At 52.1% G+C, this 24,459-nt stretch carries 23 protein-coding genes; 9 read left to right on the forward strand and 14 right to left on the reverse strand.

All coding sequences use genetic code 11. The features are described 5' to 3' along the window. Window positions 1–113 precede the first annotated feature (113 nt). Entirely contained in the window at window positions 114–1,394 is a 1,281-nt protein-coding gene (gene hemL / locus AC3ISQ_RS18280; RefSeq protein ID WP_489348797.1) for a glutamate-1-semialdehyde 2,1-aminomutase, read from the forward strand. A gap of 36 nt (window positions 1,395–1,430) precedes the next feature. Here hemL and ampE read toward each other — a convergent pair whose 3' ends face one another. After that, window positions 1,431–2,285, reverse strand: a complete 855-nt coding sequence (gene ampE, locus AC3ISQ_RS18285) for a beta-lactamase regulator AmpE (protein ID WP_489348798.1) — start codon at window positions 2,283–2,285, stop codon at window positions 1,431–1,433. A gap of 139 nt (window positions 2,286–2,424) precedes the next feature. Between ampE and nadC the strand changes: the two genes are divergently transcribed. From nadC to hofC, 4 genes are all read left to right on the forward strand, one after another. Then, window positions 2,425–3,315, forward strand: coding sequence for a carboxylating nicotinate-nucleotide diphosphorylase (gene nadC / locus AC3ISQ_RS18290; protein ID WP_489348800.1), 891 nt, complete (start codon window positions 2,425–2,427; stop codon window positions 3,313–3,315). A 195-nt stretch (window positions 3,316–3,510) separates the two neighbouring features. Beyond that, entirely contained in the window at window positions 3,511–3,948 is a 438-nt protein-coding gene (ppdD, locus tag AC3ISQ_RS18295) for a prepilin peptidase-dependent pilin (protein WP_489348801.1), read from the forward strand. A gap of 5 nt (window positions 3,949–3,953) precedes the next feature. Beyond that, on the forward strand, window positions 3,954–5,384 hold the full coding sequence (gene gspE, locus AC3ISQ_RS18300) for a type II secretion system protein GspE (protein WP_489353370.1): 1,431 nt from the start codon (window positions 3,954–3,956) through the stop codon (window positions 5,382–5,384). Then, on the forward strand, window positions 5,384–6,583 hold the full coding sequence (gene hofC / locus AC3ISQ_RS18305) for a protein transport protein HofC (RefSeq protein WP_489348803.1): 1,200 nt from the start codon (window positions 5,384–5,386) through the stop codon (window positions 6,581–6,583). The genes gspE and hofC overlap by 1 nt, the downstream gene beginning before the upstream one ends. Window positions 6,584–6,660: 77 nt before the next feature. On the opposite strand, the gene AC3ISQ_RS18310 is transcribed toward hofC, so the two are convergent. Then, window positions 6,661–7,704, reverse strand: coding sequence for a GMP reductase (locus AC3ISQ_RS18310; RefSeq protein ID WP_489348805.1), 1,044 nt, complete (start codon window positions 7,702–7,704; stop codon window positions 6,661–6,663). Window positions 7,705–8,017: 313 nt separating this feature from the next. On the opposite strand from AC3ISQ_RS18310, the gene coaE reads away from it, so the two are divergent. Genes coaE through yacG form a run of 3 tightly spaced genes read left to right on the forward strand, consistent with a single transcriptional unit; the run spans window position 8,018 to window position 9,600 of the window. Further along, window positions 8,018–8,632 (forward strand): dephospho-CoA kinase, encoded by a 615-nt coding sequence (gene coaE / locus AC3ISQ_RS18315; protein ID WP_489348807.1) that lies wholly within the window; start codon window positions 8,018–8,020, stop codon window positions 8,630–8,632. Between the two features lie 4 nt (window positions 8,633–8,636). Beyond that, entirely contained in the window at window positions 8,637–9,389 is a 753-nt protein-coding gene (zapD, locus tag AC3ISQ_RS18320) for a cell division protein ZapD (RefSeq protein WP_489348809.1), read from the forward strand. A gap of 19 nt (window positions 9,390–9,408) precedes the next feature. Then, window positions 9,409–9,600 (forward strand): DNA gyrase inhibitor YacG, encoded by a 192-nt coding sequence (yacG, locus tag AC3ISQ_RS18325; RefSeq protein WP_489348811.1) that lies wholly within the window; start codon window positions 9,409–9,411, stop codon window positions 9,598–9,600. Between the two features lie 39 nt (window positions 9,601–9,639). Here yacG and mutT read toward each other — a convergent pair whose 3' ends face one another. The 3 genes from mutT to secM form a co-directional block, all read right to left on the reverse strand. Then, entirely contained in the window at window positions 9,640–10,044 is a 405-nt protein-coding gene (gene mutT / locus AC3ISQ_RS18330) for an 8-oxo-dGTP diphosphatase MutT (protein ID WP_489348813.1), read from the reverse strand. An 81-nt stretch (window positions 10,045–10,125) separates the two neighbouring features. Beyond that, a complete protein-coding gene (gene secA, locus AC3ISQ_RS18335; protein ID WP_489348815.1) occupies window positions 10,126–12,837 on the reverse strand; it encodes a preprotein translocase subunit SecA in 2,712 nt (903 codons plus the stop codon). A gap of 97 nt (window positions 12,838–12,934) precedes the next feature. Then, entirely contained in the window at window positions 12,935–13,468 is a 534-nt protein-coding gene (gene secM / locus AC3ISQ_RS18340; RefSeq protein ID WP_489348817.1) for a secA translation cis-regulator SecM, read from the reverse strand. A 26-nt stretch (window positions 13,469–13,494) separates the two neighbouring features. Between secM and AC3ISQ_RS18345 the strand changes: the two genes are divergently transcribed. Further along, a complete protein-coding gene (locus AC3ISQ_RS18345) occupies window positions 13,495–14,016 on the forward strand; it encodes a DUF721 domain-containing protein (protein WP_489348818.1) in 522 nt (173 codons plus the stop codon). Window positions 14,017–14,040: 24 nt separating this feature from the next. On the opposite strand, the gene lpxC is transcribed toward AC3ISQ_RS18345, so the two are convergent. From lpxC to murD, 9 genes are all read right to left on the reverse strand, one after another. Then, window positions 14,041–14,958, reverse strand: a complete 918-nt coding sequence (lpxC, locus tag AC3ISQ_RS18350) for a UDP-3-O-acyl-N-acetylglucosamine deacetylase (RefSeq protein WP_489348820.1) — start codon at window positions 14,956–14,958, stop codon at window positions 14,041–14,043. Between the two features lie 103 nt (window positions 14,959–15,061). Further along, on the reverse strand, window positions 15,062–16,216 hold the full coding sequence (ftsZ, locus tag AC3ISQ_RS18355) for a cell division protein FtsZ (RefSeq protein ID WP_489348821.1): 1,155 nt from the start codon (window positions 16,214–16,216) through the stop codon (window positions 15,062–15,064). Window positions 16,217–16,290: 74 nt separating this feature from the next. Then, window positions 16,291–17,547 (reverse strand): cell division protein FtsA, encoded by a 1,257-nt coding sequence (ftsA, locus tag AC3ISQ_RS18360; protein WP_445651384.1) that lies wholly within the window; start codon window positions 17,545–17,547, stop codon window positions 16,291–16,293. Beyond that, the gene (gene ftsQ / locus AC3ISQ_RS18365) at window positions 17,544–18,404 is read right to left on the reverse strand and encodes a cell division protein FtsQ (RefSeq protein WP_489348824.1); all 861 of its coding nucleotides are present in this window, start codon (window positions 18,402–18,404) and stop codon (window positions 17,544–17,546) included. The genes ftsA and ftsQ overlap by 4 nt, the downstream gene beginning before the upstream one ends. 1 nt (window position 18,405) lies before the next feature. Next, complete coding sequence (locus AC3ISQ_RS18370; protein WP_489348825.1) at window positions 18,406–19,326, reverse strand: D-alanine--D-alanine ligase; 921 nt, start codon at window positions 19,324–19,326, stop codon at window positions 18,406–18,408. Further along, window positions 19,319–20,794: a UDP-N-acetylmuramate--L-alanine ligase gene (gene murC, locus AC3ISQ_RS18375; RefSeq protein ID WP_489348827.1), complete on the reverse strand. Its 1,476-nt coding sequence runs from the start codon at window positions 20,792–20,794 to the stop codon at window positions 19,319–19,321. The genes AC3ISQ_RS18370 and murC overlap by 8 nt, the downstream gene beginning before the upstream one ends. An 80-nt stretch (window positions 20,795–20,874) precedes the next feature. After that, window positions 20,875–21,936, reverse strand: a complete 1,062-nt coding sequence (gene murG, locus AC3ISQ_RS18380) for an undecaprenyldiphospho-muramoylpentapeptide beta-N-acetylglucosaminyltransferase (protein WP_489348829.1) — start codon at window positions 21,934–21,936, stop codon at window positions 20,875–20,877. Window positions 21,937–21,939: 3 nt separating this feature from the next. Continuing rightward, complete coding sequence (gene ftsW / locus AC3ISQ_RS18385; protein ID WP_489348831.1) at window positions 21,940–23,142, reverse strand: cell division protein FtsW; 1,203 nt, start codon at window positions 23,140–23,142, stop codon at window positions 21,940–21,942. Continuing rightward, on the reverse strand, window positions 23,139–24,458 hold the full coding sequence (gene murD / locus AC3ISQ_RS18390) for a UDP-N-acetylmuramoyl-L-alanine--D-glutamate ligase (protein WP_489348833.1): 1,320 nt from the start codon (window positions 24,456–24,458) through the stop codon (window positions 23,139–23,141). Before murD ends, ftsW begins: the two co-directional genes overlap by 4 nt. Window position 24,459: the final 1 nt, after the last annotated feature.

Raw genomic sequence — 24,459 nt, forward strand, 5'->3', positions numbered from 1 at the left:
GGCACCGATCGCCCCTCAAAATAGGTATCTGACTGTGATCGTTTCATTACTGTGTACACTTCCTTTAGAATAGCCCAATCAAAAATATTCCAATGGAAATCAGGAGCCGATAAATGAGTAAGTCCGAGAGTCTGTATGCCCAGGCGCAACAGTTGATCCCCGGCGGGGTGAACTCCCCGGTGCGTGCATTCACCGGAGTGGGCGGTACCCCCCTCTTTATCGAGCGGGCGGACGGTGCCTACTTGTTTGATGCCGACGGTAAAGCTTATATCGATTACGTCGGTTCCTGGGGCCCAATGGTGCTCGGGCATAACCATCCGTCAATCCGTAATGCGGTGATCGAAGCGGCACAGCGTGGTCTGAGCTTCGGTGCGCCGACCGAGATGGAAGTCAAAATGGCCGAGTTGGTCACCGAGTTGGTGCCAACCATGGATATGGTCCGCATGGTGAACTCGGGGACTGAAGCCACCATGAGTGCCATCCGTCTGGCGCGCGGCTTTACTAACCGCGATAAAATCATCAAGTTCGAAGGTTGCTACCACGGTCACGCAGACTGTCTGCTGGTTAAGGCTGGCTCTGGTGCTCTGACACTCGGCCAACCCAACTCACCAGGCGTACCGGCAGATTTCGCCAAGCACACGCTGACCTGTACCTATAACGATCTGGACTCGGTGCAAGCGGCGTTCGAGCAGTATCCATCCGAAATCGCTTGTATTATCGTCGAGCCCGTAGCTGGTAATATGAACTGCATCCCACCGCTGCCGGAGTTCCTGCCGGGTCTGCGCGCACTGTGTGACAAATATGGTGCGCTGCTGATCATCGACGAAGTGATGACCGGTTTCCGCGTCGCCTTGGCGGGTGCGCAGGCTTACTACGACGTAGTGCCCGATCTAACCTGCTTGGGCAAAATCATCGGCGGCGGTATGCCGGTGGGGGCTTTTGGTGGGCGTCGTGATGTGATGGCAGCATTGGCGCCAACTGGCCCGGTTTATCAGGCGGGGACGCTGTCCGGCAACCCCATCGCGATGGCGGCCGGTTTCGCTTGCCTGACCGAAGTCTCACAGGTTGGTGTTCATCAAACCCTGACCGAGCTGACCGAAATGCTGTCAGAAGGCCTACTGAACGCCGCGAAAGAAGAAAATGTTCCGCTGGTAGTTAACAACGTCGGCGGTATGTTCGGCCTGTTCTTCACCGATGCTGACAGCGTAACCGGTTATCAAGACGTGATGAAATGCGATGTGGAACGCTTCAAACGCTTCTTCCATCTGATGTTGGAAGAAGGGGTGTATTTGGCACCTTCAGCGTTCGAAGCCGGCTTTATGTCAGTAGCCCACAGTAAAGAAGATATTCAGCGTACCATTGATGCAGCACGCCGCTGCTTCGCCAAACTGTAATATTTTTGCGGGTGCCAAAGGCACCCGCTACACCAATTACAGCAACGTTCCGTAAATTGTCAGCAACGCCACAACCACCACGATAATCATCGTCACTTTCCGTGCTAGCGTCACCGCCGCCCGTGGTGTTTGAACCGGATCCAAATGCGGATCGCGCGCCAGTGAGAACTGTGCCAAACGGGTCAACACTTGGTATTGCGAAGTATGTAGATCGCCTAATGAGGCAAACCACGCAGGCAGCGCCTTCTCACCATGCCCAAACAACGCATAAGCCACACCGGCCAAACGAACAGGTATCCAATCTAACCAATGCAATAAGCGGTCAATGCCCGATTGAGCACGTTCCAGTGGCGTATTATGCCGCGCTAACCAGGTTTGATATGCGCGCAGGAATGAATATCCCATCAATGCGATTGGCCCAACCGCTCCGCCGACCGCGAACCAAAACAACGGCGCTAAATAGTAGCGATAGTTAATCCACAACAACGCATTCTGCAATTCGCGCAAACGCTCTTCTTCGGTGCATTCCGTTGGTAAACCGTGGATCAACGCTAATTCTTCCGCCATCTGTTCACAGGCATGAGCATCACCCTGACGCGCCGCCTTCAAATAGGCGCGATAATGTTTCCGCTTGATCCCCGCGCCCACGCATAGCAGCCCGATGACAATCCACAAAATCAACGTCACCACGCCAAAAAGCAAACCTTGCAACGACCATAAAATCACCCAGACGATAGCCATCCAGCCAATAAACAACGCTAGTGTCTGAGCTAATGAAACCTTATGCAATCGGCGGAACAACGCCTCAAGGCGATGATCCAACTGCCAATGTTCTCCCAGTTTGAACAAGCGCTCCCACGCCAAAACCAGCAGCAGCGAAAACAGTGTCATCCGCGAATCCTCTTCTTTTATCGTCCCCAACCTAGTATTGGATAATACCCGAATAGCGTCGTAGTAACAGCCTTGATGCTCTGGCCTTCGACAAGGTAGCATGTTCCCTCAATTCCCTTTGCCTTTACTGGAGTTTTCCATGCCGACACGCCGCTACAGCGCCGATCAGCGTCGTACCGAACTGCTTGCACGTATTGAAAGTGATATCCCCTCGAGCGTTGCCTTGGCGCTACGCGAAGATTTGGGTGGCGAAGTTGACACAAAGCGCGATATTACCGCTCAACTATTACCGGCAGACAAACAGGCTGAAGCCACCATTATCACCCGTGAAGCTGGCGTATTCTGCGGTCAACGCTGGTTGGATGAAGTGTTTATCCAGTTAGGTCATCAGGTAAAAGTGGAATGGCTGGTGAAAGATGGCGATCGTTTGCTGCCAGACCAAGCGTTGTGCCATTTAAGCGGTTCGGCACGCGTGTTGTTAACCGGTGAACGTACCGCGCTGAACTTTATCCAGACGCTGGCTGGTGTCGCGACGGTGGTCAGCCATTATGTTGAACTGCTGCAAGGCACTCAAACGCGTTTATTGGATACGCGTAAAACACTGCCAGGGCTGCGAACCGCACTCAAATACGCCGTTCTTTGTGGTGGCGGCAGTAACCATCGCCTCGGTTTATCCGATGCCTTCTTGATCAAAGAAAATCACATTATCGCCGCAGGTTCGATCAAGAACGCGGTGGAGCAAGCCTTTAGCTTGCATGCGGATGTGCCAGTAGAAGTGGAAGTGGAATCGCTGGATGAACTGCAACAGGCGTTGGATGCCGGTGCTGACATCGTGATGCTGGATAACTTCAGCGTTCAGATGATGCGAGACGCTGTCGCCCTAACTCAAGGCCGCGCGCAGTTGGAAGTCTCTGGCAACGTTACCGAGAAAACCTTGCGCACCTTCGCCGAAACCGGCGTGGATTACATCTCAGTTGGCGCGCTAACCAAGCACGTCACCGCCCTCGATCTCTCTATGCGGTTTAAATAATGCCCTCACCTCCTCAATAGCTGGGGAGGTCTTTTTCCCCATTCAAATTTGCGAAGCTCACCGCAGCATTTTTCAACGCCATGTAACTCCAGCAAATTCCTGTGGAAGCATTACGCATTGTCGTTCATTGCCTCTCGCAGCCTGATTTAAGGCGCATTACCGTGACTTCCTCATCACTATGGAGGAAGCAGTGCAATGGAAACACAACGTGGTTTTACTTTGATCGAACTGATGGTGGTGATCGCCATCATCGCCATTCTGAGCGCTATTGGTATTCCGGCTTATCAGCGCTATATCCAGAAAGCCGCCATGACTGACATGTTACAGGCCATGACGCCATACAAAATGGCGGTCGAGCTTTGCGTGTTGGAAGGTGGCGGCACCACTGGCTGTGATGCGGGTAACAAAGGCATTCCTACCGGTGCAACATCGCGTTACATCAGCGCAATTCAGGTAAGTAAAGGGGTTATCACCCTCACGGGGACACAAACTTTGCAAGGATTGTCAGTGGCATTAACGCCGACACAAGACAGTACCGGGCTGACCCGCTGGACTCGTCAGTGCACTAGCACTAACAACAATCTGCTGGAAACCTGTCAAGAAGTGTTCCGTTTTGACGACACAGCGGAATAATGATGATGAACATGGAAATCAGTAATGAAATCCATGCTCTGTGCCAGCGCTATCAGGCGCTGGCATTGAGTGAGGATAAACGACAACTGACTATCGCCTTGTATGGAGAAATCCCTTCGGCACTGCTAAAAGCGCTGCGCTTTGCCACTGGAAAAAGCATCGTGGTAGAACAATGGCCGTTGGCTCGATTGGAGCAGGCACAAAGCCAACAGCAACCCCCTTCCGAACCAGAAACGTCCGTAGAAGTCACTCCTTCGTTAAATGACGATAGCGATGCGCCAGTCGTGCAGTTTATTAATCAGACATTGCGTACGGCGATCCAGCGTCGTGCTTCTGACGTTCATTTCGAACCTTATCAAAACCAGCTACGTATCCGCTTACGTATTGACGGCGTCTTACAGGCAATTGCTTCACCGCCTTTCCTGTTGGCAGCACGCCTTACCGCCCGCTTGAAAATCATGGGGCAGTTGGATATTGCCGAGCGTCGCCTACCCCAAGATGGCCAACTCAGCGTTCAATTAGACAATGCTAGCTATTCAATGCGGATCTCTACCCTACCGACATTGCACGGTGAAAAAGTCGTACTACGGATCCTGCAAACCGATAGGCAAGAGCTACCATTGGAACAGTTAGGCATGAGCTTAAGTGCATTAGGGCTGTATGCCCGAGCACTCACTAATCCACAGGGTATGATCCTAGTGACGGGGCCCACTGGTAGCGGTAAAACCGTCACCTTGTACAGTGGATTGCGCCAGTTGAACGATGTACAAAGCAATTTGTGCAGTGTGGAAGATCCCGTCGAGATCCCGGTATTTGGTATCAATCAGACTCAGATCAACAGTAAAACCGATCTAGATTTCGCTCGTGTATTACGTGCTTTGCTACGACAGGATCCCGACGTGATCATGATCGGCGAGATCCGCGATAAAGAAACCGCCGAAATCGCCGTCAAAGCGGCCCAAACAGGCCACCTGGTGTTATCAACGCTGCATACTAACTCCACCAGCGAAACGTTGACACGTATGACGCAAATGGGTATTCCCGGTTATCTGTTAGCCTCTTGCCTGAAACTGGTGATTGCCCAACGCTTAGTACGGCGCTTATGCCCGCATTGCCGTTATCCCCAGATTGAACTGCTGCACTTCCCGAAAAACATCTGGCCGGAACCCCTCACTCCGTGGCGTGCCGAAGGCTGTGAACACTGCTTTGGTGGTTACTACGGCCGCGTAGGGATTTATGAGTTGTTGAATATCACGCCAGAAATCCAACATGGTCTATTGCAAAACGCTCCCGCCACCCAACTCGCGGAAATTGCCCAATCGCAAGGGCAAACGACGTTGCTACATGCGGGTTTAACCTTAGTCGAACAAGGTCTTACCTCGTTGGAAGAGGTTTACCGCGTCGTAGGTATCGGTAGCGATATTGGGGCGAGTTGATGAAAACACGGCGTTTATTTCTCTGGCAGGCGATCGATAACCAAGGAGAGATCCAATTAGGAGAATCATTTGCGGATGAACAAACTCAGGTTTACCAGCAACTGATCGAGCTAGGCTTACAGCCGCTTCAGATGAAAAGGGGTAAACAGGTGGCTCAGCGCCAATGGCGGGGAGAAAACTTAATCCAATTCACCCGTCAATTAGCCACCTTGTTACAAGCGGGGCTGCCATTGGTCAATGGATTGCAATTGTTAGCCAAAGAACACCAATCCCCCGCATGGCGTTGTTTACTGTCGGAAATTGCCCAAAGCGTCTCCCAAGGACAACCCTTTTCAGAAGTGATTAGTGAGCACCAAGACATCTTCCCATTGATTTACCGGCAGTTAATCGCCATTGGCGAACTGACCGGTAACCTCGATCGCTGCTGCCTACAATTGGCTCAGCAGCAGGAAGCACAGCAAAAATTACAGAAGAAGGTAGTGAAAGCCCTGCGCTACCCGTTGTTCATTTGCGTCGTCGCATTGCTGGTTAGCGTATTAATGCTAGTGATGGTGTTGCCAGAGTTCGCCAAGGTTTACCAATCATTCAACGCCCCTTTGCCGTGGTTTACCCAAGGATTGTTAAATCTCTCCACTTTTCTCATTAACACCGGTCCTTACCTTTCATTGCTGCTGGCCGGAGCGATTGGGTTTTATTGGCGTAAATGGCACCCATTACCTCAGTGGCATCAACGTGAACAACAGATCTTGTTGCACTTACCTTTGATTTCACAATTGGTTAAAGGGAGCTGCCTAAGCCAGATTTTCCGTATTCTCACCATGACCCAACAGGCCGGGCTGACGCTAGTTGAAGGACTGAATGCGGCGACGTTATCAGTAGACAACTTGTTTTACCGCCAAGCACTGGAAACTATCCAACAACAACTCACTCAAGGACAACAGTTTCATTATGCATTAGGGCAACAAACGCTATTCCCTTCCCTATGCCAACAGCTCGTCCGCGTGGGGGAAGAGTCCGGTACGCTGGATACTTTGTTGGAAAAACTCGCTATCTGGCATGAGCAACAAACCCATGAGTTAGCGGATACGTTGGCACAAACCTTGGAACCGATACTGATGTTAGTGGTTGGTGGGATCGTGGGGGCGTTAGTGATCGCGATGTATTTACCGATCTTTCAATTGGGCAATGTGCTGGGGTAGAAGCAATAAACGTAAAAACAATAGCCGTAAAAACAACAAACCCGGCTTTCACCGGGTTTGTTGTGAAGCATTAACCTTTACTTACTACCAAACACACGGTTTTCCTGCTCCGCGACGCGGATGAAGGTCGTGCGTTTAGTTAATTCTTTCAGGCGCTCGGCACCAACATAAGTACAGGCTGAACGCAGGCCACCCAAGATGTCGCGCACGGTAAATTCAACGGAACCACGTAGCGGTAACTTGACCGTTTTACCCTCAGCGGCACGGTATTGTGCAACACCACCGACATGGCGCTTCATCGCAGACTCAGAGCTCATGCCATAGAACAGCATGAATTTCTCACCGTTTTCTTCTACTACCGTGCCTTCACACTCGTCGTGGCCGGCCAACATACCACCCAGCATGACAAAGTCAGCACCGCCACCAAAGGCTTTAGCAACGTCACCCGGTACGGAACAGCCACCATCACTAACGATTTGACCACCCAGACCGTGCGCCGCATCGGCACATTCGATCACCGCAGAAAGTTGCGGATAACCCACACCGGTTTTCACTCGAGTGGTGCAAACAGAACCAGGGCCGATACCTACTTTAACAATATCAGCACCTGACAGAATCAGTTCTTCAACCATTTCGCCAGTAACAACGTTACCCGCACAGATAACGTGAGTTGGGCAAGCTTCGCGGGCTTTCTTCAAGAAGGCAACAAAGTGCTCGGAGTAGCCATTTGCCACATCAATACAGATGAATTTCAACGCAGGGGACAATGCCAGAATTTGCTTCATTTTCACGAAGTCAGCTTCGGAGGTACCTGTAGAAACCATCACATGACGCAGTACGGATTCAGAGGAGCGCTTAACAAACTCAGCCCATTGTTCAACGGTATAATGTTTATGAACGGCGGTAAGTACGTCGAAGGAGGCCAAAACCTCAGCCATGCGGAAGGTGCCGACTGTATCCATATTAGCGGCAATAATTGGCACACCGGACCAGTTCCAGCCTGAATGTTTAAAGGTAAACTGACGCTCTAGTTCAACTTCAGAGCGGCTTTTCAGCGTAGAACGCTTTGGACGAATCAGTACATCTTTAAAACCTAACTTCAAATCTTCTTCAATACGCATGACTCATGATTTCCTGGTATTTGGCGACGGATCGCATAAATTAAGTTCGAACCTTGTTCTAGCCAGAGTTCCAGTGATGCTATCATACGCACAAATAATCGCCGGACAAGACTGCGATTTCACCTTTATTTACGCTACAATCCGACAAATTTACTGTCGAAACGACAGTGTGACCCGCCGCGCATTTTTACAGACTGAACACATTTATCACGCCATCACCGCTTACAGTGCAAGCTGATCGACACGGGTTGACTTGCACTTCTGTGTGATCGCTTTATGATTCGTCTATTATTTTTCGGTGAACTTCAAATCCATGACCTACATTGTTGCGTTGACAGGCGGTATTGGCAGCGGTAAATCCACCGTGGCTGATGCTTTTGCTCGCCATGGTGTGGCTGTGGTAGATGCCGATGTGATCGCCCGCCAAGTAGTGGAACCCGGTAGCCCTACTTTGGCTACCATAGCCGAACATTTTGGTAATCAAATATTGCAGGCTGACGGTTCGCTCAATCGCGCTATGTTACGTCAGCGCATCTTTGACCATCCGGAAGAGAAAGTCTGGTTAAACCAGCTGTTACACCCACAAATCCAGCAGGAAACTCAGCGTCAATTAGCGCAAGTGAACCAACCTTATGCGCTGTGGGTGGTGCCATTGTTGGTGGAAAACCGACTCCAGACCAGTGCGGATCGCGTGTTAGTCGTGGATGTAGATAAAGAAACCCAATTGGCACGTACTATCGCCCGTGATGGCATTAGCCAGCAACAGGCATTAAATATTTTATCTGCCCAGGTCACGCGCGAGCAGCGTTTGGCGGTGGCGGATGACGTTATCGACAATAGCGGCACGGCCCAAAGGATAGAGCCGCTGGTTGCCGCACTGCATCGCCGCTATATTGAGCTGGCAGCATTAGCGACCCGACAGGATTAATTGAATGAGTGACGCTTCTCCAACCGTTCTATTTGAACACCCATTGAATGAAAAAATGCGTACTTGGCTGCGTATCGAATTTTTATTACAGCAGTTACATACCCATCGAATCCTGCATGACACCGCTAACGCCCTGACCTTTTTCCGCACCATCGCCGATTTGCTCGACGTATTGGAACGTGGAGAAGTGCGTACTGAATTACTCAAAGAGTTGGAACGACAGCAACAAAAACTGCTGCTATGGACTGATGTTCCCGGCGTAGATATGTCGGTTATCGATCAGTTACGTGCCCAGTTGAAACAACGTGCTTCTGTATTGATGTCTGCCCCGCGTATGGGACAAATGTTGCGAGAAGATCGTTTAATCAGCTTAGTGCGTCAGCGCTTGGGGATCCCCGGCGGTTGCTGTAGCTTTGATTTACCGACGTTACATATGTGGATGCACGTCGCCCAACACGAACGCGATGCCGATGTCGCCGAATGGCTGACTTCACTGGAACCACTGAGTCAGGCGTTAACCATGATACTGGATCTAGTGCGGCAGGCGGGTCAATTCCGCAATCAAATCAGTTTGAATGGATTCTTCCAAGATAATGCCGAAGGTGCTGATTTATTGCGTTTACGCATTGATCTGACTCATCAGCTTTACCCACAAGTCTCCGGCCACAAAACACGCTATGCGATTCGTTTCCTACCCTTGGATAGCGAACATGGGCACGTGCCAGAACGATTGACGTTTGAATTAGCCTGTTGCTAATCAACATAGGGAGAAATTAATGACAACCGTAGTACCTTGCCCAACCTGTGGTAATGACGTGGTTTGGGGTGAAATCAGTCCCTTCCGACCATTTTGCAGCAAGCGCTGCCAGTTGATCGATCTTGGCGAATGGGCCGACGAAGAGAAGCGTATTCCAAGCAGTGGTGATTTGTCGGATAGCGATGAGTGGTCGGAAGCAGACGATCACTGATCGTCAGAAATTGGCCTGATATCACTCAGGCCAATAAACTTATTGCGCAGCATTCGCCTGTGTCACCAACAGTTGAATAATGCTGATATTGGCGGGCGGGAATTCATCTTCTAGTAAATCAGCCTGTTTGACCCAGCGCTTCGGCTGTCCTTCACGACCAAAGGGTTCGCCGCTCCACGCTTCCACCAAATAAAAGTGCAGCGTCACGATACGATCAGGGAACTGGTGCTCCAACACTTCCAGTAATTCTGCTCGTTCGGTTTTAATCCCAGTTTCTTCATGCAGCTCACGGTGTAATGCTTGCTCTGGGGTTTCCCCTTGATCAATTTTGCCACCGGGAAATTCCCAAAACCCCGCCATATGTGAATCTGCCGCCCGGCGAGTGATAAAAATTTCTTGCTGAGAATTACGGATAATCCCCACGGCGATGTTCAGATGTTTCATCGCATCCTCCTGATTCAAGAAAAAAGGGCTCAGCGTGATGCCGAACCCTTAGAATGTTAATACTTATTAGCTAGTAACCGATTACTGCAACTGGCCGTGGCACTGTTTGTATTTCTTACCAGAACCACATGGGCAAGGATCGTTACGGCCGATCTTACGCTCAGCAACGGCCGGTGTATTCGGATCACGCTCAGTGACTAACGCATTCTCTTCCTGATGACTCAGTTGCTGACGCTGCGCCAAACGCTCGGCTTCTTCACGACGTTGCAACTCCAGCGCTTCGACCTCTTCCGGCATCCGCACCTGTACTTTGCTCAATACGCTAACCACTTCATATTTCAGTGATTCCAGCATGGTAGCGAACATGTTGAAAGATTCACGCTTGTATTCTTGCTTTGGATCTTTTTGCGCATAACCACGCAAATGGATACCTTGACGCAGGTAATCCATCGCCGCCAAATGCTCTTTCCACAGGGAATCCAGCGTTTGAAGCATCACGCCTTTCTCGAAGTTGCGCATCATGTCAGCACCAACTACTTCCTCTTTGCGTGCATAACTTTCTTTGGCGTTTTCCAGAATACGCTCGCGCAGCGTTTCTTCATGCAATTGTGGCTCTTTGTCCAACCACTCGGCGATTGGCATCTCCAGATCAAAGTCGTTTTTCAGACGTTCTTCCAAACCAGTAACATCCCACATTTCCTCCAGCGATTGTGGCGGGATGTAGCTATCAATGGTGGCTTTGAACACATCTTCACGGATACTCGTGATGGTTTCACTCACGTCAGACACGTCTAGCAATTCGTTACGCTGGCTGTAGATCGCACGACGCTGATCGCTGGCAACATCATCGTATTCCAACAGTTGCTTACGAATGTCGAAGTTACGGCTTTCCACTTTGCGCTGCGCGTTGGCAATCGCCTTAGTCACCCACGGGTGCTCAATCGCTTCGCCTTCTTTCATCCCCAGTTTGCGCATCATACCTGACACACGATCTGAGGCGAAAATACGCATCAGCGCATCTTCCATCGACAGGTAGAAGCGAGATGAACCGGCATCACCCTGACGACCAGAACGGCCACGCAACTGGTTATCGATACGGCGTGACTCATGACGTTCGGTACCAATAATATGCAAACCACCTGCAGCTAAAACGGCATCATGGCGGATTTTCCAAGCATCTTTGATTGCGGCAATTTGTTCTTCAGTAGGCTCTTCCAACTGTGCCAACTCGGTCTGCCAGCTACCACCTAACACAATGTCAGTACCACGACCCGCCATGTTGGTGGCGATAGTGACCGCGCTACTCTGACCGGCATTGGCCACAATATCCGCTTCCATGGCGTGGAATTTGGCGTTCAGAACTTTGTGTTCAATACCAGCTTTAGTCAACTCGCGGGAAACCACTTCAGATTTTTCGATCGAAATGGTACCAACCAGTACTGGTTGACCGTTACTGGTACGCTCACGAATATCTTCAATGATCGCACCGATCTTCTCCAACTCAGTCATATAGACCAGATCCGGCATATCTTTACGGATCATTGGGCGGTTGGTTGGCACCACGATGGTATCCAGCTTGTAGATCGAGCTAAATTCGAAAGCTTCGGTGTCCGCAGTACCGGTCATACCGGCCAATTTTTCGTACAGACGGAAGTAGTTCTGGAAGGTGATGGACGCCAGAGTTTGGTTCTCGTTCTGGATCTCCACACCTTCTTTTGCTTCTACCGCTTGGTGCAAACCGTCAGACCAGCGACGACCTTGCATGGTACGACCGGTGTGCTCATCAACGATGATGACTTCGCCATCTTTAACGATGTAATCAACGTCACGGGTGAACAACACGTGGGCACGCAGTGCTGCGGTAACGTGGTGCATCAACATGATATTAGTCGGTGAATACAGCGATTCACCTTCATCCATCATGTCGGCTTCCATCAGCATTTCTTCGATCAGGATCAGACCACGTTCGGTCAAGTGAACTTGACGCGCTTTCTCATCAACCGAGAAGTGACCTTCACCTTGGAAGGTATCAGAGTCTTCTTTCTCTTGGCGGATCAGTTTAGGAATCAGCTTGTTAACACGAATGTACATCTCGGAGCTGTCTTCAGCCGGGCCGGAGATGATAAGTGGAGTACGTGCTTCATCAATCAGGATGGAGTCAACCTCATCCACCAGCGCATAGTGCAGTTTACGCTGTACACGCTCTTCCGGGCTGAACGCCATGTTGTCGCGCAGATAGTCAAAACCGTATTCGTTGTTGGTACCGTAAGTGATGTCGGCCGCATAAGCTTCACGCTTAGCTGGCGCTGGCATACCAGGCAGGTTGATACCGACACTCAGGCCCAGGAACTCGAACAGAGGACGGTTGTTTTCGGCATCACGCTGTGCCAAGTAGTCGTTGACGGTAACCACGTGCACACCACGACCGCTCAAGGCATTCAGATAAGCAGGCAGAGTTGCGGTCAGGGTTTTACCTTCACCCGTACGCATTTCCGCGATACAACGATCGTTCAACACCATGCCACCCAGCAACTGGACGTCAAAGTGACGCATGCCGAACACACGCTTACTCGCTTCACGCACCACGGCAAAGGCTTCTGGGATCAAAACCTCCAGCACTTCACCTTTTTCCAAGCGGGCACGAAACTCCTGCGTTTTAGCCTTCAGTTCGTCATCGGACAGTTTTTCCATGTCCGGTTCCATACGGTTGATCATCTCAACCACTTTGCGCATGCGGCGCAGTGTACGATCGTTGCGGCTACCAAAAACTTTGGTCAATAATTTGATTAACATAATTCTCGATGTCTCTGATGTGATAGCGTAGATTCGCTATCAACAAGCTGTTTTGATTAATTTTTGTTGCATTTTTCATTGCCCGAGAAGGGCGAAATCAACTAACAGCGCTAGGTCCGGCGCGAATACCCTGCACCTGTGCGAGCCATAGCCCGATCTGATGCTGCGCCAAAGAAGGGATAACGGAATGTAAGGTGTCGCGGATAATGGTTGGCGGCTTCGGCTCATGCGTCAATAGCGCATTGAGCGTGGAAAGCAGTGCCAATTGAGCCACTTGTAATGGTTGCTCGACCGCTTCAGTTTCGGCTTCCTGCACGCGCGCATAAACCACTTGCGGTGCCAGAGCGAAAGAAAGGTGACGAATAACGGTACGCAGTGCATGCTGTTGCCAATAATCAACGCTAAACGTGGGTCGGCGGTGCACTTCTTGCAGTAACGCTAGATTGTTGAAAGCGTTACTCGCTGAATTTTGGCGATTTAAACTGGACGAAGTGCTCGGAAGCGCGGCCTGATCGGATGCGTTGGACAGGTTTTGTGGCGCGCCAAGCGTGGCCGCTACCATCCCTAATAAGAGATGAGGCCAAAAATAACGTCTGCCAAATTGTCGCCAACGATTTAGAATACCGATCACGAGTCTTTTATCCGCCGGAGCCCATCATGCGTGATAGCCGTCCACAATTATTAGATGTCCTGTTTGACGACGCGTCCGCTGCCGACCAAGGGCCGCTGCATAACGTCCAGCAACGCGCTATCGCGCTGCTCAAGCTTAACCGAGCTGTCAGGGGATTATTACCCGCCCAACTGCATCCGTGGTGCCGTGTCGCCAATTTCAGACAAGGTATTTTAGTGCTAGAAACGGCAAACGCCAGCTGGATGATGCGCCTGCGTTATGAACAACCGAATCTATTATCTGCACTACGGGCGCAAATTCTACCATCATTGTCGTCAATCGACATCAGGATTAATCCCGCGTTAATGGCGAAAGGGAGTAATCAGGTGAAAGGTGACGAAAAATCGGCAAAAAATAATGACGCGTCAGCTCCGCCAATGCGGCAGTTGAGTCAGGAAAGTGCGCAGCAGTTACGAGGATTGGCGAGCCGTAGCCCAGAGAAATTACGCAAAATATTGGAGCGACTGGCATCGTTGGCCGGAGAGAGTACCAACGATGCTAGTCGCTAATAAATGAAAACCAGCGGTATCAGCTTACGCCAATACGGTGGACGGTGCTTTGAATGCCAATGGCATTTCGGCTTCGTCCTGGAACGTCACAAATTCCCATGCTTCTTGTTTTGCCAACACTGCTTGCAGCAGTTTGTTGTTCAGAGCATGGCCTGACTTGTATGCAGTGAACGCACCAATGATGTTGTGCCCACACATGAACAGGTCGCCGATGGCGTCCAGCATTTTGTGACGAACAAACTCATCTTCAAAGCGCAAACCGTCTTCGTTCAATACGCGGTAGTCATCCACCACGATAGCGCAATCGAAACTCCCCCCCAAAGCTAAGCCACGGGATTGTAAGTATTCGATGTCACGCATGAAACCGAAGGTACGCGCACGGCTGATTTGACGCACGAACGAGTCGGCAGAAAAATCGAGACGGTAGCGTTGCGTGCTGGAGTCGATCGCCGGGTGGTTAAAGTCGATAGTGAAGTCCAAACGGAACCCGTTATGCGGGGACAGTTCAGCCCACTTGTCGCCATCTTCAACACGCACGGTGTCTTTCAGACGCAAGAATTTCTTCGCGCAGTTCAGTTCTTCGATACCTGCATCTAACAGCAGATATACGAACGGACTCGCACTACCATCCATAATTGGGATCTCGGCAGCATCAACTTCGATAACGATGTTGTCGATACCTAACCCAGCCAGCGCAGCATTCAAGTGCTCAACGGTAGAAATACGTACGTCATGCTCGTTCACCAAGCAAGTACATAGCATGGTGTCGCGCACGGATTTTGCATCAGCCGGAAAATCAACCGGTGGATTCAAGTCAGTGCGACGATAGATGACCCCGGTATTAGCCGACGCTGGGCGCATTGTCAGCGTGACCTTCTTGCCGGTATGTAAACCGACACCAGTCGCCTGAACAATACGTTTTAATGTCCTTTGTTTGATCATCGTTTTATCTCGCAATGTTATCCATCCAACCGACTCAGCATATAGCAAAGTCGGCGGGACAGTTTAGCACAAAGAGCGGAGATTCCAAATTATCAGTTTATTCCTAGTCTGCCTGTTTACGCAGGAAGGCTGGGATATCCAGATAATCAGGCTCTTTATTCGGTTGCGGGTTTTGATCGTTCACCACTTTCGCCGCAGGTTTAACTTCCTGTGGCAGCGGAGACATACCGTGCTGCTGGTAACGGTGATCCATCACTGGCTGGCTAGCCTGTTTGTTGGTAACCAGGGTGATTTCTGGACGTTTGTCCATGCCGATACCGGTCGCAACCACAGTGACACGCAGTTCGTCGTTCATTTCCGGATCCAATGAAGTACCGATAACGACGGTCGCATTGTCGGAAGCGAAAGCACGAATGGTGTTACCCACAGTTTCGAACTCATCCAAGCGCAGATCGAAGCCCGCCGTAATGTTGACCAGCACGCCGCGAGCGCCAGACAGGTCGATATCTTCCAGCAGTGGGCTGGAGATCGCCATTTCTGCCGCTTCTTCCGCACGGTCTTCACCACAAGCGACGCCAGAACCCATCATGGCATAGCCCATTTCGGACATCACGGTACGCACGTCAGCAAAGTCGACGTTCATCAGACCCGGACGGGTGATCAGCTCAGCAATACCTTGCACTGCACCTTTCAGAACGTCGTTAGCCGCGCCGAAAGCGTCCAGCAGAGAAATACCACGCCCTAACACTTTCAACAGCTTGTCGTTAGGGATAGTGATCAGCGAGTCCACGTGCTTGGACAGCTCAGCGATACCCTGTTCCGCGAATGCCATACGCTTTTTGCCTTCGAAATTGAAAGGCTTGGTCACTACGGCTACGGTCAGAATACCCAGATCTTTGGCAACTTCAGCCACTACTGGCGCAGCACCGGTACCGGTACCGCCGCCCATACCGGCTGCGATGAATACCATGTCTGCACCTTCCAGGGCGGCACGCAGAGCTTCGCGGTCTTCTTCCGCAGAGTTACGACCCACTTCTGGGTTAGCACCCGCACCCAGACCTTTGGTAATACCGCTACCAATCTGGATGGTTTGGCCAACAGCCGTTTTACGTAGCGCCTGAGCGTCTGTATTAACGGCAAAGAATTCAACACCCTCGATGCGCTCGCGCACCATGTGTTCAACGGCGTTGCCACCGCCACCGCCGACGCCGATGACTTTAATCACCGCGTCATTGGTTAGTTCCATTGGTTCAAACATAGTTTCTCTCCGTTTTGTGCCTGTCGCTGCGGGATCATAAAAAGATGACTCAGCATGATCCCTTTGTTAAAACATTAAAATTCTTTTCTCAGCCAGCTATTGATACGTTTAAACCAATTGCCCACTGAGGCGCGTTTTTCTACTTCTGCCTCACCGCTAAGGTGAGACTCTTTTCCGTAATGCAGAAGACCTACCGCCGTTGAGTAGTAAGGCTCCTGTGCGTAATCCGTCAGCCCAGTGATGTTCAAGGGTTGGCCGATGCGTACCTGAGTGTGGAACACCCGTTGCGCACAAGCTGCCAAGCCATCGATCTGGGCGGCACCGCCAGTCAGCACAATACCCGCTGCCAGATGATGCTTAACCCCTTGCTGACGCAGTTGCTCCTGCAATTGCAAAATTTCATCGTTAACCAGATTCAACAGTTCGGTGTAACGTGGCTCAATGACTTCCGCCAGTGTCTGTCTTTGCAGACTACGTGGCGGGCGCCCACCAACGCTAGGCACCTCTACACTCTCATCCTTGCTAACAATCGACCCAAGCGCACAGCCGTGTCGAACTTTAATCGCTTCCGCGTCGGTCGGCGGCGTGCCGAAGGCATAGGCAATATCGCTGGTGACCACGTTCCCCGCATAAGGGATCACTTTGGTGTGACGCAATGCGCCACCGGTGTACACCGCCATATCCATGGTGCCACCGCCGATATCCACCACACAGACGCCGAGTTCGCGTTCGTCTTCGGTCAGTACCGCATAGCTGGCGGCCAGACCGGCGAAAATTAATTGGTCAACTTTCAGGCCGCAACGTTCAACGGCTTTGACAATATTCTTTGCCATATCGTTATGGCAGGTGATCAGGTGCACCTTGGCCTGCATACGCACACCGGAAAGGCCGACCGGATTCTTGATACCTTCCTGGTAGTCGATGGCGTATTCCTGCGGGATCACATGCAAAATACGGTGCTCATCACGCACGCGTACCGACTTGGCGGTATGCACGACGTTTTCCACGTCGTCCTGAGTCACTTCTTCTTCCGAAATCGGCACCATGCCAATTTCGTTCTGGCAGCTAATGTGTTTACCGGACAATGCCAGGTAAACCGAAGAGATCTGGCAGTCGGCCATCAATTCAGCCTGATCGATAGCGCGCTGTACGCACTTCACTACCGATTCCAGATCGTTCACGCCACCCTTATCCATACCGCGTGATGGACAACTGCCCACCCCGATAATATTGACCATGCCATCGGGCAGAACTTCACCTACCAATGCGGAGACTTTTGCAGTACCGATCTCCAGTCCAACTACCAGTTTTCTGTCCGTCGACTTGATCATTGTTGTTTTGCCTGTGCCTGATTTTGTTGCTGATTACTGTTTTGCCGATCGCCTGTTGCCTGCTCACCCATCGCTGGATCTATGGGTACCGGAACCCAACCGACCGAGGCACCCGATTCATAACGTAAATCGACGTAACTGACTCGCTTGTTCTCAGCCAGCCCCTGTTGCTCTAACACCGGGTACAGCTCGATAAAGCGCTGCAAACGTCCCATCCGATCGTCACGCCCCAGTTCAATGCGAACATCGTTATCCAACGCCAATTGCCAAGAGTGACGAGCACTCATCGACGCCATTTTCAGCGTGTATTTATGCGCTGCCAGCAAGCTGCTCATGGCGCGATAGCCTTCTAGAACGTCTTGCTCACTCCCTTCAGGACCATAGAGCAGCGGCAGCTTCTGTTTGCTTCGCTCTGCCGGTACGCTGAACGATTTACCTTCGGCATCCACCATGTGCAAATCATTCCAACGCGCGACTGGGACATACTCCACCAGATGAATTTTCAGCTCATCCGGCCATTGTTTACGCACGCTGGCCTGCTTGATCCACGGCAAACGTTCAATCTGTTGTTGAATGACATCGACATCTTGCGTCATAAAAGTGCCCGGCGCGCCCAACGCCAGAATCACCTGACGGATATCATCGTTGGTGGTGTAATGCCGTTCACCGGTCAACACCAGTCTAGAGAGTGGCAGGCGACTGGCATCTTTCATCCAACCTACGACAGCCCAACCGCTCCAGAGCACGGTACCCAACACCATCAGCAGGAAGATAATCCCCGCCAACTGGGTTCCGTTATTGCGACGTGGGCTGCTATCCACCTCACGCTCGCGCACATTCAGCGCCGCCTGTGACATATCAGTCAGCCAGTTCCAAAATTCTCGCGACTAATTGCGAGAAGGTTAACCCCGCCTGACGCGCCGCCATGGGCACCAGACTATGGCTGGTCATACCCGGCGAGGTGTTAGCCTCTAACAGATAGAAACTGCCATCGCTGTCTTGCATCACGTCCACTCGTCCCCAACCGCTGCAATCCAGAGCGCGGTAGGCACGTACCGCTAACGTAGCCAGTTCACTTTCCTGCTCGGCGTTCAAACCACTTGGGCAGAAATACTGTGTGTCGTCAGAGATATATTTAGCTTGGTAATCGTAAAACACGCCCGCCGGTTGAATACGAATGGAAGGCAACACCTTGTCACCTAAAAACGCCACAGTATATTCCGGCCCACTCAACCATTTTTCGACCAGCACGTCGTCGTCATGGCGGAAAGCTTCTTCCAGCGCCGCGTTCAACTCTTCGCGCACACTGACTTTACTCATCCCTACGCTGGAACCTTCACGGCTCGGCTTGACGATCAGCGGCAGCCCCAGCGCTTCGATGCTGTTCAACTGTGTCTGACGCTGCTCACCGGAGAAATCCGGGCGATGTAGAGCCACATAAGGCGCCACCGGCAGACCCATAGACTGCCACACCATTTTGGTGCGCCATTTGTCCATAGTCAGCGCGGAGGCCATCACACCGCTACCGGTATACGGTAAACCGAGGTATTCCAGCATTCCTTGCACAGTGCCATCTTCACCACCGCGGCCATGCAGTGCGATAAAGACTTTGCTGAAGCCTTTCGCTTTCAAATCAGTCACAGGAACATCGCGAGTATCAATGCCATGTGCGTCGATACCGGCTTCGCGCAGGCCGGCCAACACCGCCGCGCCTGAATTCAATGACACTTCACGTTCTGCGGAGGTGCCACCCAGCAATACAGCCACTTTATCAGCCATGATGTTCCTCCTCTTTTTTCTGTGGTTGCAGTTTCAGCTCAGCCAGTTTACGAGCAACTTTGCCCACATTACCTGCCCCTTGAACCAGAACTAAATCATCACCTTGCAGCAACTGTGCCAGCACTTCTGGCGTGGTGTCAGCGTCAGACACTAAAATCGGATCCAGCTTGCCACGGCTACGAATAGTACGGCACAGCGAGCGGCTATCAGCGCCTGGGATCGGCGCTTCACCCGCCGAATAGACTTCCAGCATCAGCAATACATCGACCTGCGACAGCACGTTCGCGAAATCGTCATACAGATCGCGCGTACGGGTATAACGGTGCGGTTGGAAGACCATCACCAAGCGCTTTTCCGGCCAACCAGCACGGCTCGCTTTAATGGTCACATCCACTTCGGTTGGGTGGTGACCGTAATCATCCACCAGCATCGCACTGCCTTCTTTACCGTTTACCGCCGCCAGTGGGTATTCACCGAGGAAATCGAAACGGCGTCCAGTGCCTTGGAAACCAGCCAACGCGCGTAGAATCGCTTCGTCGTCGATACCTTCTTCGGTTGCCACCGCAGCCGCAGCCGCCGCGTTCAATGCGTTATGACGCCCCGGTGCATTCAGGGTAACACTCAACAATGGCTTGTCTTGACGACGCAGAGTGAAATGCCCTTGTGCGCCGCTCTGATGATAATCTTCCACTCGCACGTCAGCATCTTCGCTAAAACCGTAAGTGGTAATGTGACGCCCAACCCGTGGCAGCAATTCGCGCACCACGGGATCGTCCACACACAGCACTGCGCGCCCGTAAAACGGTAGGTTATGCAGGAAGTTAATGAACGTCTGCTTCAAGTTTTCGAAGTCGCCTTGGTAAGTATCCATATGGTCGGCTTCGATATTGGTCACAATCGCCACCATCGGTTGCAGATGCAGGAACGATGCATCGCTCTCATCGGCTTCCGCAATCAGGTAACGGCTTGAACCTAAACGAGCATGAGTGCCTGCCGCCTTCACCAAACCGCCATTAACGAAGGTAGGGTCCAACCCAGCTTCCGCATAAATGCTGGAAACCATTGCCGTGGTGGTGGTTTTGCCGTGCGTACCCGCGATGGCAATACCGTGGCGAAAACGCATCAATTCAGCCAACATCTCGGCACGCTGGATCACCGGAATACGCGCCTCACGTGCGGCAATGATCTCCGGGTTATCGGCCGGGATAGCGGTAGAAACCACCACTACGCTGGCATCCAGCACGTTCTCAGGGCGATGATTAAAGTAAATCGTTGCGCCAAGCGCGCTCAACTGTTGGGTTACCGGGTTCGGAGCCAGATCCGAGCCGCTGATTTGATAACCTTCGTTAGCCAACACTTCAGCGATACCACCCATGCCAGCACCACCGATGCCGACAAAGTGAATGTGCCGGACGCGTCGCATCTCAGGCACGATAGTGCGTAGTTTCGCCAATTGTTGTGTATTCATCACTCTCTCTATCTGGGTTCAACCATTCGAACCCTACATTTCATGTGCTTTATTCGAACTCGGTATACCGAGCCCCTACATTATTTAGCCAGTCGAACCAGCTCTGCCGCCACGCGTTCGGTGGCATCAGGAATCGCTACGGCACGCGCTTTTTTAGCCATCGCCAGTAACGTTGGGCGATCCCAACTAGCCAACAGTTCCGCGACAACATCAGCGGTAAACTGCGGCTGTTCGATAATCTTCGCAGCGCCAGCTTCTTCCAGCGGGCGTGCGTTCCAGTACTGCTGACGGTCTTTGTGTTGGAACGGCACGAAGATCGCAGGCAGACCCGCGGCAGCAATCTCGCTGACGGTCAGTGCGCCAGAACGACACACCACCACATCCGCCCACGCGTAGGCCTCGGCCATATCGTCAATAAATTCGGTCACTTTGTGCTGGGTCTGCCCTACCTTTTGGTAGTCCGCCATCACCTGCTCCAGTGCGCCTTTTCCTACCTGATGCCAGAGCGTTATTTTATCGCCCAAATGCGCCGCGACTGCAGGAACTGTCTGATTCAGCACTCGAGCGCCCTGACTTCCGCCAATAACCAGTACGCGAGTTGGACCTTCACGCCCAGCTAAACGCTTGTCTGGCAACGGTAGCGCCAACACATCGGTGCGTACCGGGTTACCCACCACATCCGCATTGGGGAATGCACCTGGGAACGCCTGTAAAACTTTTTTGGCAATACGCGACAACCAGCGATTGGTTAAACCTGCGATACCGTTCTGCTCATGCAGTACTACTGGAACGCCGCACAACCATGCTGCCAAACCGCCGGGGCCAGAAACATAACCGCCCATACCCAGCACCACATCCGGCTGATAACTTTTCATGATCGCCTTCGCCTGGCGTACTGCATGCCAGATACGCACCGGAGCAGTCAGTTGAGCCATCAGCCCTTTGCCACGCAGACCAGAAATGCGGATGAAATCGATCTCGATCCCATGCCTTGGCACCAAATCGGCTTCCATACGGTCGGCAGTGCCGAGCCAGCGCACCTGCCAGCCTTGCGCCATCAGATGATGCGCGACCGCCAGCCCTGGGAACACGTGTCCGCCAGTACCGCCTGCCATCACCATTAAACGCTTGGGTTCGCTCATCCCTTACCTCTTCACAAACGCCTGCGCTTTCGTCAGGCGTGTTTCGTAATCAATTCGCAGCAACAGCACAATCGCTGTCGACATAATCAACAAACTCGAACCACCGTAACTGATCAGCGGCAAGGTTAAGCCTTTCGTCGGCAGCATACCCGCTGCCGCACCGACGTTAACTAATGCCTGAAAACTGAACCAGATACCGATGGAACAAGCCAAAAATCCGGAGAAGCGTTGGTCAATCTCTAATGCGCGGCGGCCGATGGACATAGCACGAAAAGCCACGAAGAATACCATCAACAAGGCAAAAACCACACCGATATAGCCCAACTCTTCTCCTAAAATCGAGAAGATGAAATCGGTGTGTGCTTCAGGTAAATACTCCAATTTCTGTACTGAATTCCCCAAGCCTTGTCCCCAGAACTCACCGCGACCAAAGGCCATCAGCGATTGGGTCAACTGATAACCACTGCCAAACGGATCGGCCCACGGGTTCCAGAACGAAGTTACGCGGCGCATACGGTAAGGTTCAGCGATGATGAGCAGCACTACCGCGAAGATCCCTGAACCGATAATCGCCAAGAACTGCCACAGCTTGGCACCCGCGAGGAACAACATCGCCAATGTGGTCACGAACAGAACTACCACGGTACCGAGATCCGGCTGCGCCAGCAGTAATACCGCGAGCACCACCATCACGCCCATCGGTTTACAGAAACCCCAGAAGTTGCTGCGCACTTCTTCAACTTTACGCACCAGATAGCTGGCCAGATAACAGAACAATGACAACTTGGACAGTTCCGCTGGCTGAATACGCAGCGGGCCAAGCGAGATCCAGCGCGACGCCCCGTTAACTGAGCTACCGACCACCAATACGATCAGCAGCAATACAATCGACAGCAATAACATGACGTTGCTATAGCGCTGCCACACGTCCATCGGAATACGTAACGTGACCAGAGACAGACCAAAGGCCAAACCGAGATACAACGCATCACGCTTGGCGAATAGGAACGGGTCTTCTGCCAGACGCTGACCAATCGGCATCGACGCCGAGGTGACCATCACAAAGCCGATAATCGCCAGACCGAAGGTTAACCACAACAAAGTGCGGTCATACAGCACCATGGTGGCGGCATCGCTTTCACGCGTGCCCATCACCCAGTCTTTCAGTTTGTCAGTCAGGCCGAACGCCGGCATCCGTAGTCTCATCCGCCAAGCTCCTGTGCCAGACGGGCAAACTCATCGCCACGGACTTCAAAATTACGGAACTGATCCAAACTGGCGCAGGCCGGTGACAACAGCACCATATCGCCCGGTTGCACTTTGGTGGCAATATCTCGCATTGCCTGTTCCATGGTTTCGGTCAGAGTGCTGACTTCTGGACGCAGTTGCGCCAGTTGAATTCCATCACGACCAAAGCAATACAAGCGAATATTGTCCCCTTGCAGATAACGCGCCAGCGACGAGAAATCTGCCGACTTGCCATCGCCACCCAGCAACAAATACAACGTGCCGTCGATATGCAAACCGTTCAACGCCGCTTCTGTGCTACCGACGTTGGTGGCTTTGGAATCGTTAATCCAACGTATACCGTTATGTTCCCACGCCATTTGGAAGCGGTGCGCCAAACCGGTGAAGGTAGTCAAAGCTTTCAAACTGGAAGCGCGAGGGATCTCCACCGCATCCGCCAGCGCCAACGCCGCTAGCGCATTGGTATAGTTATGGCGGCCTACCAGCTTCATCTCGCGAGTGTTCAAGATTTTCTCACCCTTCACTCGCAGCCAAGTCTCGCCTTGTTGACGGTTGAGGTGATAGTCGCCAACGTCCACACCGAAGCTGACGCAACGCTCATCGGCGCCACGCACAGGCATGGTCAAACCATCGTCCGCATTCACCACACAAACTTTGGCGCTCTCATACACTCGCAACTTGGCTGCACGGTACTGTTGCAGACCCAATGGATAGCGATCCATATGGTCTTCGGTCACGTTGAGGATGGTCGCTGCCGCAGCTTGTAGACTGGTCGTAGTTTCCAATTGGAAGCTCGATAACTCCAGCACATAGAGCTGGGATTCCTGTCCTAACAGACTCAGCGCGGGTAAGCCGATATTACCGCCTACGCCAACCGCCCAACCGGCCGCTTTCGCCATTTCACCCACTAAGGTGGTGACGGTGCTTTTACCGTTAGAGCCAGTGATAGCCACGATCGGCGCCTGCGCTTCGCGGCAGAACAGCTCAACGTCACCAACAATTTCGACTCCCGCTTCGGCAGCGGTGGCTAATTCTGGGGTTGCCAAGGCCACACCAGGGCTAGCGACGATCAAATCCGCTGCCAGCAACCAGTCTATATTCAGAGAGCCTACATGGCGTTCAACGCTCTCAGGCAGTTTATCCAGCCCCGGAGGCGTGATACGGGTATCCATAACGCGCGGCGTCACACCACGTGCCATGAAGAAATCAACACAGGACAGGCCGGTTAGACCCAATCCGATGATGACGACTTTTTTACCCTGATAATCCGCCATA

Source organism: Serratia sp. KH_031 (assembly GCF_057839655.1).

Excerpts from the sequence above, each read along its gene's own strand:
- hemL (WP_489348797.1), top strand. The coding sequence starts at position 114 with ATGAGTAAGTCCGAGAGTCTGTATGCCCAGGCGCAACAGTTGATCCCC.
- ampE (WP_489348798.1), bottom strand. The coding sequence starts at position 2,285 with ATGACACTGTTTTCGCTGCTGCTGGTTTTGGCGTGGGAGCGCTTGTTC.
- nadC (WP_489348800.1), top strand. The coding sequence starts at position 2,425 with ATGCCGACACGCCGCTACAGCGCCGATCAGCGTCGTACCGAACTGCTT.
- ppdD (WP_489348801.1), top strand. The coding sequence starts at position 3,511 with ATGGAAACACAACGTGGTTTTACTTTGATCGAACTGATGGTGGTGATC.
- gspE (WP_489353370.1), top strand. The coding sequence starts at position 3,954 with ATGAACATGGAAATCAGTAATGAAATCCATGCTCTGTGCCAGCGCTAT.
- hofC (WP_489348803.1), top strand. The coding sequence starts at position 5,384 with ATGAAAACACGGCGTTTATTTCTCTGGCAGGCGATCGATAACCAAGGA.
- AC3ISQ_RS18310 (WP_489348805.1), bottom strand. The coding sequence starts at position 7,704 with ATGCGTATTGAAGAAGATTTGAAGTTAGGTTTTAAAGATGTACTGATT.
- coaE (WP_489348807.1), top strand. The coding sequence starts at position 8,018 with ATGACCTACATTGTTGCGTTGACAGGCGGTATTGGCAGCGGTAAATCC.
- zapD (WP_489348809.1), top strand. The coding sequence starts at position 8,637 with ATGAGTGACGCTTCTCCAACCGTTCTATTTGAACACCCATTGAATGAA.
- yacG (WP_489348811.1), top strand. The coding sequence starts at position 9,409 with ATGACAACCGTAGTACCTTGCCCAACCTGTGGTAATGACGTGGTTTGG.
- mutT (WP_489348813.1), bottom strand. The coding sequence starts at position 10,044 with ATGAAACATCTGAACATCGCCGTGGGGATTATCCGTAATTCTCAGCAA.
- secA (WP_489348815.1), bottom strand. The coding sequence starts at position 12,837 with ATGTTAATCAAATTATTGACCAAAGTTTTTGGTAGCCGCAACGATCGT.
- AC3ISQ_RS18345 (WP_489348818.1), top strand. The coding sequence starts at position 13,495 with ATGCGTGATAGCCGTCCACAATTATTAGATGTCCTGTTTGACGACGCG.
- lpxC (WP_489348820.1), bottom strand. The coding sequence starts at position 14,958 with ATGATCAAACAAAGGACATTAAAACGTATTGTTCAGGCGACTGGTGTC.
- ftsZ (WP_489348821.1), bottom strand. The coding sequence starts at position 16,216 with ATGTTTGAACCAATGGAACTAACCAATGACGCGGTGATTAAAGTCATC.
- ftsA (WP_445651384.1), bottom strand. The coding sequence starts at position 17,547 with ATGATCAAGTCGACGGACAGAAAACTGGTAGTTGGACTGGAGATCGGT.
- ftsQ (WP_489348824.1), bottom strand. The coding sequence starts at position 18,404 with ATGTCACAGGCGGCGCTGAATGTGCGCGAGCGTGAGGTGGATAGCAGC.
- AC3ISQ_RS18370 (WP_489348825.1), bottom strand. The coding sequence starts at position 19,326 with ATGGCTGATAAAGTGGCTGTATTGCTGGGTGGCACCTCCGCAGAACGT.
- murC (WP_489348827.1), bottom strand. The coding sequence starts at position 20,794 with ATGAATACACAACAATTGGCGAAACTACGCACTATCGTGCCTGAGATG.
- murG (WP_489348829.1), bottom strand. The coding sequence starts at position 21,936 with ATGAGCGAACCCAAGCGTTTAATGGTGATGGCAGGCGGTACTGGCGGA.
- ftsW (WP_489348831.1), bottom strand. The coding sequence starts at position 23,142 with ATGAGACTACGGATGCCGGCGTTCGGCCTGACTGACAAACTGAAAGAC.
- murD (WP_489348833.1), bottom strand. The coding sequence starts at position 24,458 with ATGGCGGATTATCAGGGTAAAAAAGTCGTCATCATCGGATTGGGTCTA.